Source organism: Herbiconiux sp. (assembly GCF_023264895.1).
GTDB lineage: Bacteria > Actinomycetota > Actinomycetes > Actinomycetales > Microbacteriaceae > Herbiconiux.
This window is the reverse complement of record NZ_JAHFUY010000150.1, coordinates 1-6,109: the sequence shown is the minus strand read 5'-3', so window position 1 is coordinate 6,109 and position 6,109 is coordinate 1. Positions and strand designations below refer to the sequence as shown.

At 68.2% G+C, this 6,109-nt stretch carries 5 protein-coding genes and 1 pseudogene; 3 read left to right on the top strand and 3 right to left on the bottom strand.

Annotated features, from left to right (window positions below; translation table 11 throughout):
• A partial coding sequence (locus Q0D57_RS19035; protein ID WP_291046973.1) for an MMPL family transporter occupies positions 1–2,026 on the top strand: 2,026 nt, incomplete at its 5' end.
• Positions 2,027–2,074: 48 nt separating this feature from the next.
• Here Q0D57_RS19035 and Q0D57_RS19030 read toward each other — a convergent pair.
• Together Q0D57_RS19030 and Q0D57_RS19025 are read right to left on the bottom strand one after the other, a co-directional pair.
• On the bottom strand, positions 2,075–2,410 hold the full coding sequence (locus Q0D57_RS19030; RefSeq protein WP_291046971.1) for a metalloregulator ArsR/SmtB family transcription factor: 336 nt from the start codon (positions 2,408–2,410) through the stop codon (positions 2,075–2,077).
• On the bottom strand, positions 2,407–2,892 hold the full coding sequence (locus Q0D57_RS19025; protein WP_291046969.1) for an SRPBCC domain-containing protein: 486 nt from the start codon (positions 2,890–2,892) through the stop codon (positions 2,407–2,409). The genes Q0D57_RS19030 and Q0D57_RS19025 overlap by 4 nt, the downstream gene beginning before the upstream one ends.
• A 175-nt stretch (positions 2,893–3,067) precedes the next feature.
• Between Q0D57_RS19025 and Q0D57_RS19020 the strand changes: the two genes are divergently transcribed.
• Entirely contained in the window at positions 3,068–3,751 is a 684-nt protein-coding gene (locus tag Q0D57_RS19020; RefSeq protein ID WP_291046968.1) for a hypothetical protein, read from the top strand.
• A 339-nt stretch (positions 3,752–4,090) separates the two neighbouring features.
• Here the strand turns inward: Q0D57_RS19020 and Q0D57_RS19015 are convergent, their stop codons facing one another.
• A complete protein-coding gene (locus tag Q0D57_RS19015) occupies positions 4,091–5,686 on the bottom strand; it encodes an isocitrate lyase (RefSeq protein WP_291046967.1) in 1,596 nt (531 codons plus the stop codon).
• 176 nt (positions 5,687–5,862) lie between these two features.
• On the opposite strand from Q0D57_RS19015, the pseudogene Q0D57_RS19010 reads away from it, so the two are divergent.
• Positions 5,863–6,109: pseudogene (locus Q0D57_RS19010) on the top strand (S-adenosylmethionine--2-demethylmenaquinone methyltransferase); the annotation flags it as partial.

Here is a 6,109-nt window from a genome sequence, read left to right as displayed (position 1 = left end):
CCAGCTCGACGCCGCGGTCGCCGCAGCCGCCGCAGCCGGTGCTCCCGCCGAGCAGCAGGCCGCCCTCGCGGCCCAGCTCGCGGCCCTCGACGAGCAGCAGGCCACCCTCGACGCCTCGCGCGCCGAGCTGGCGACCGGCGATGAGCAGCTCGAGCTCGGCACCACCCTCCTCGGCCTCGCCGACGGCATCGGCGTGGTGTCGGACGACGGCACGACCGCCATCGTCAACGTCTCGTTCGTCGACCCCCGGCTGGAGCTCTCCGAGGAGGTCAAGCAGGCCACCATCGCGCACTTCGAGGAGAACCCGGTCGAGGGCGCGACGGTCGACTTCGGCACCGACATCGCTCAGGGCGTGCCCGAGATCTTCGGCGTGGGCGAGGTCGTGGGCCTCGTCTTCGCGGCGATCGTGCTCATCGTCATGCTCGGCTCGCTCATCGCGGCGTCGCTGCCGATCGTGACCGCCATCGTGGGTGTGGGAGTCGGCGTCACGGCCTCGCTCGCGTTCTCCGGGGTCGTCGACATGGCATCCGTGACCCCGGTGCTCGGCGTGATGCTGGGGCTCGCGGTGGGCATCGACTACTCGCTCTTCATCGTCAACCGGCACCGCAAGCAGCTCATCGAGGGCGTGCCCGTGCGGGAGTCGATCGGGCTCGCCACCGGAACCTCGGGCACCGCCGTGGTGTTCGCGGGCTCGACCGTGATCGTGGCGCTGCTCGCCCTCAACGTCACGGGGGTGCCGTTCCTCGGCCTCATGGGCACCGTCGGCGCGGTGTGCGTGGCGGTGGCCGTGCTCGTGGCGATCACGTTCGCCCCGGCCCTCCTCAGCCTCATCGGCGAGCGGCTGCTGCGCCGGAAGACGCGCGGCATCATCGGCCACAAGCACGCCGGCGAGAAGCCCGTGAAGACCATGTCGACCGTGCGCGCGGTCGTCACCGTGCTCGTGTCGGTGGTGGCGCTGCTCATCGTCGCCATCCCCGCCCTCTCGATGCGGCTCGGGCTGCCGGACGGCTCGAGCGAGCCGAGCGACTCCACGAGCTACCGCGCGTTCCAGATCGTCGACGAGACCTTCGGTGCGGGCGCCAACGGGCCGTTGCTCGTGACCGCCACGCTGCCCTCCGCGATCGACGACGACGAGCTGCTCGCCACCCAGGCCGCCGTGGCCTCCGCCATCGCCGAGCAGCCCGACGTGGCGGCCGTCGCCCCCATCGCCGCCTCCGACGACGGCACGCTGCTCGCGTTCCAGGTGCTTCCGGAGGAGGGACCCAACAGCGCCACGACCGAGGAGCTCGTGCAGGACCTCCGCGCGATGGAGCCCGTGAACGGCGACATCGTGCTCGGGGTCGCGGGCCAGGCGGCCATCAACATCGACATCTCCGAGGCGCTCGCCGACGTGCTGCCGATCTACCTCGTGGTGGTCGTGGGGCTCTCGCTCATCATCATGGTGGTGGTGTTCCGCTCGCTCCTCGTGCCGCTCATCGCCACCGGCGGGTTCGTGCTGTCGCTGTTCGCGACCTACGGCCTCATCGTGTCGGTGTTCCAGTTCGGCTGGGGGGCGTCGATCATCGGGCTGCACAGCACCGGGCCCATCCTGAGCTTCCTGCCGGTCATCCTCGTGGGCATCCTGTTCGGGCTCGCGATGGACTACCAGCTGTTCCTCGCCTCCGGCATGCGCGAGGCGTACGTGCACGGGTCGCCGGCCCGCCTCGCCGTGGCGCAGGGCTTCCGGGCCGGGCGCTCGGACGTGATCGCGGCGGCGCTCATCATGGTGTCGGTGTTCGGCGGGTTCATCTTCTCGGAGTCGACCATCATCCGGTCGATCGGCTTCGGGCTGGCGTTCGGCGTGCTGCTGGATGCGTTCGTGGTGCGGATGCTGCTCATGCCGGCCCTCATGCACCTGCTCGGCCGATCCGCCTGGTGGCTGCCGCGATGGCTCGACCGGATGCTGCCGAACGTCGACATGGAGGGCGCGGCGCTCGAGCGGGATCACCCGGGCGTGCAGACCGGTGGGGTGCGGCTGACGTCGTAGGGGTGCGGGTCAGGGCTTGTCGGGCTGCGGCTGCTCGGGATGCGCGGCCTACGGCTGTTCCGGGTGGTCCGGGTGCTCGGCGATCGCCTTGATCGCGGCCAGGCGGCGCTCCCAGGCCGCGCCGATGCGGTCGAGCTGCCGGGCGGTGCTGCTGAGGTGGGCACCGAGCACGCGGTAGCGCACCTCGCGGCCCGCGCGCACGGGCTCGACGAGGCCGGCCTCCTGCAGCACCGTGAGGTGACGGGCGATCGCCTGCCTGGTCACGGGCAGCCGGCCGGCGAGGGCCGAGGCGGAGGCCTCTCCCTCACCGAGTGCGGTGAGGATGCTCCACCTGGTCTCGTCGCCGAGCGCGGCGAACACGGGGACGAGAGTGGCGACCGTCATGCGGCGCTCTCGACCGGGCCCTCGACCAGCGCGACGAGCTCGTCGAGCTCGGAGTCCCAGCCCTGGCGGTGGCTCTCGAGGTGGGCGGCGGGGTCGTCCGAGGTGCCGAATCCGGTCTCGACCACCGTGAGGCTCGTGCCGCCCTCGACCTCCTCGAGGGTGAATGTGAAGACAGTGGAGTGCTCTTCGTCGACCTCGGCGAGGTCGTCCGAGCGGGGGCTGCTCCAGCGGTAGCTGATCGAGCGCAGCTCGTCGACGGCCTCGATGCGCACGGGGAAGCTGCCGTGGTCGTCCCAGGTGAGGGATCCGGTGGTGCCGGCATCGAGGCTGTCGAACGAGGCCTCACCGAACCAGCCCGAGATGAGATTCGGTTCCGTCACCGCGGCCCAGACCCGGGCGAGCGGGGCGGCGATGCGGATGCTCCTGGTCACCGTGAGGGCGTCGGGATCGACGACGGAGGGCGGGTTCGTGGTGGTGTCCATGGCGGTTTTCTCCTTGTCGAGGGGCTTCGATTTCTGCAACACGATGATTGCACATCGCTTCGTGGGGTGCAATAGAAATGTTGCACTTCGCGATCCGACCAAACCGTTCCCCGGGCGGTGCCGAAGTATCAGTGTCTGCAATCACGGACACGACTCACAGGAAGAAGGCATCATCATGCGACACATCACCAAGGCCACGATCGGGCTCGCTGCCGCCGGCCTCCTCACGTTCTCGCTCGCCGCCTGCTCGGCATCGAGCACCACCGACACCTCGAGCCCGGCCGCGTCGTCGTCCTCCTCGGCCAACGAGACCCCCGAGCCGCTGGCCTCGATCCCCGCACTGTCGGGTGTCGACACCCAGGTCGCCGTCGACGCCGGCTTCCTCGACGCCATCACGGGCCTTGGCCTGACCCCCGGAGTCGTGGGCACCGCGACCCTCACCGACGGGGTCCTCGCGTTCCCGATCACCGGCGGCAACGTCGACTACTACGACCCCGAGTCCGGCTACCGCCCCTACGTCCAGGGCAACATCGAGCACGACGGCTCCGGCCTGTCCCTCACCGCCGGCGACACCGTCGTCGAGCTCACCAACTTCACCGTCGACCCCGGAGAGTCCAAGCTCTACGGCGACGTGACCGTCAACGGCACCGTCGCAGTCGAGCAGGCCTACCTGTTCGAGCTCTGGGGCGGCACCCTGAAGCCGCTCGAGATGGGCCCCAACGACACCGCCATCCTCGAGGGCACCACCGTGCACGTCTCCGAGGACGCCGCCGGGCTGCTGAACGAGACCTTCGGCACCGACGCTGTGAAGCGCGGCCTGCTCGTGGGTGTTGCGAAGATCACCGTCAACACGAAGTAGTCCCCCTCCACCCCTGAACGGCCTGTCGCATTCGTGCGGCGGGCCGTTTCGGCGTTTCCTGGGCGGGTCGGGTTGTTCGTGTGGCCGTGGGGTGTGCATGATCCGTTCGAGTCATAGTCCCCTCGCCCGCTTCGCGGTCTCCCGCCAGGCCCGATGCCTATGCCTCGAACGGATCATGCACACCCCACGGCCCGCTTCAGTTCGGGGGCTGGCGCGGCCCTGGGAGGTCGTCGACTTGACAGTAGGTGTGCGCAAAAGCCGCGACTTGGCACAACTTGGGTCAAGTCGGCGCGAATGGGCGCATCTACTGTCAAGTCGCGGGCGATCCCGTGCCGCTCGTCAGCTGAACTGGTTCATCGTGTTGTGCTGGCCGCCGGCTTTGAGGGCGGCGTCGCCGGCGAAGTACTCCTTGTGGTTGTCGCCGATGTCGCTTCCCGACATGTTCTGGTGCTTCACCGTCGCGATCCCTTCGCGGATCTCGCGGCGCTGCACGCCCTTGACGTAGGCGAGCATGCCCTCGTCGCCGAAGTAGCCCTTCGAGAGGTCATCGGTCGACAGAGCCGCCGTGTGGTAGGTCGGCAGGGTGATGAGGTGATGGAAGATGCCGGCACGCGCCGAGGAGTCCTTCTGGAAGGTGCGGATCATCTCGTCGGCGCGCTGCGCCAGCTCGGTGTCGTCGTAGTCGATGCTCATCAGTTCGGCGCGATCGTAGGCCGTGACGTCGGCGCCCTGCGCGAGCAGCGCGTCGTAGGCCTGCTGGCGGAAGTTGAGGGTCCAGTTGAACGAGGGGCTGTTGTTGTAGACGAGCTTCGCGTTCGGGATGACCTCGCGGATGCGGTCGACCATGCCGGCGATCTGCTCCACGTGCGGCTTCTCGGTCTCAATCCAGAGCAGGTCCGCGCCGTTCTGCAGCGACGTGATGCAGTCGAGCACGACACGGTCTTCGCCGGTGCCGGCGCGGAACTGGTACAGGTTGCTCGCGAGCCGCTTGGGGCGGAGCAGCTTGCCTTCGCGGCGGATGACGACATCTCCGTCGTTCAAGCCGCCTTCGGTGATCTCGTCGACGTCGAGGAACGAGTTGTACTGATCACCCAGGTCGCCGGGCTCGTTCGAGACGGCGAGCTTCTGGGTCAGGCCGGCACCGAGCGAGTCGGTGCGCGCGACGATGATGCCGTTGTCGATGCCCAGCTCGAGGAACGCGTAGCGCACCGCGTTGATCTTGGCGAGGAAGTCCTCGTGCGGCACGGTGACCTTGCCGTCCTGGTGCCCGCACTGCTTCTCATCCGAGACCTGGTTCTCGATCTGGATCGCGCACGCTCCCGCCTCGATCATCTTCTTGGCGAGGAGGTAGGTGGCCTCGGGGTTGCCGAAACCGGCGTCGATGTCGGCGATGATCGGCACGACATGGGTCTCGTAGGTGTCGATCTGCGACTGGATGAACTCCGCCGCGGTCTCGTCGCCGGCAGCGCGTGCCCGGTCGAGCTGTGTGAAGAGCAGGTCGAGTTCGCGCACGTCGGCCTGACGGAGGAACGTGTAGAGCTCCTCGACGAGAGCCGGCACGGCGGTTTTCTCGTGCATCGACTGGTCGGGCAGTGGCCCGAACTCGGAGCGGAGGGCGGCGACCATCCACCCCGACAGGTAGAGGTAGCGCTTGTTCGTCGTCTTGAGGTGCTTCTTGATCGAGATCAGCTTCTGCTGGCCGATGAAGCCGTGCCAGACACCGAGCGACTGGGTGTAGACCGAGGAGTCCGCGTCGTACTCCTCCATGTCGCGGCGCATGATGTCGGCGGTGTACTGCGCGATCTCGAGGCCGGTCTTGAACCGGTTCTGAGCCCGCATGCGTGCCACGTTCTCGGGGCTGATGGCACCCCACGACGAGCCGTGTCGCTCCTTCAGGGCCTGGGTGGCAGCGATGTCGTTGCTGTAGTCAGTCATGGTGAGTCCTTTTCGAGCGGAAGCCTGTCTTTCCTTCACTCTGAGGGCGGAATCCGACGACGTACCGGGATGATCGAGCAGAAGAACTCCGTTCCTTCAGGTGAAGCAGAAGAAGGCATGATCTTCTGTCACTCCGCCGGATTCGAGGGTCACGCGCATCCCGAAGGATCGAAGTCATGACCTCCCTCTCGACCGCCGACCTCTACGACGAGCGCGGCAAACAGCTGCAATCGGTCTCGCTGCAGCTGCAGAACCTCGGTGGTCGCGCGCACTTCGCCGGCGCGGTGCGCACCGTCCGCTGCTCCGAGGACAACGGGCTGGTGAAGCAGGTGCTCGCCACGCCGGGGGAGGGGGCGGTGCTCGTGGTCGATGGCGGCGGTTCGCTGCGCACCGCGCTCATGGGTGACCTGATCGCGGCCGCCG

Excerpts from the sequence above, each read along its gene's own strand:
- Q0D57_RS19030 (WP_291046971.1), bottom strand. The coding sequence starts at position 2,410 with ATGACGGTCGCCACTCTCGTCCCCGTGTTCGCCGCGCTCGGCGACGAG.
- Q0D57_RS19020 (WP_291046968.1), top strand. The coding sequence starts at position 3,068 with ATGCGACACATCACCAAGGCCACGATCGGGCTCGCTGCCGCCGGCCTC.
- Q0D57_RS19015 (WP_291046967.1), bottom strand. The coding sequence starts at position 5,686 with ATGACTGACTACAGCAACGACATCGCTGCCACCCAGGCCCTGAAGGAG.
- Q0D57_RS19025 (WP_291046969.1), bottom strand. The coding sequence starts at position 2,892 with ATGGACACCACCACGAACCCGCCCTCCGTCGTCGATCCCGACGCCCTC.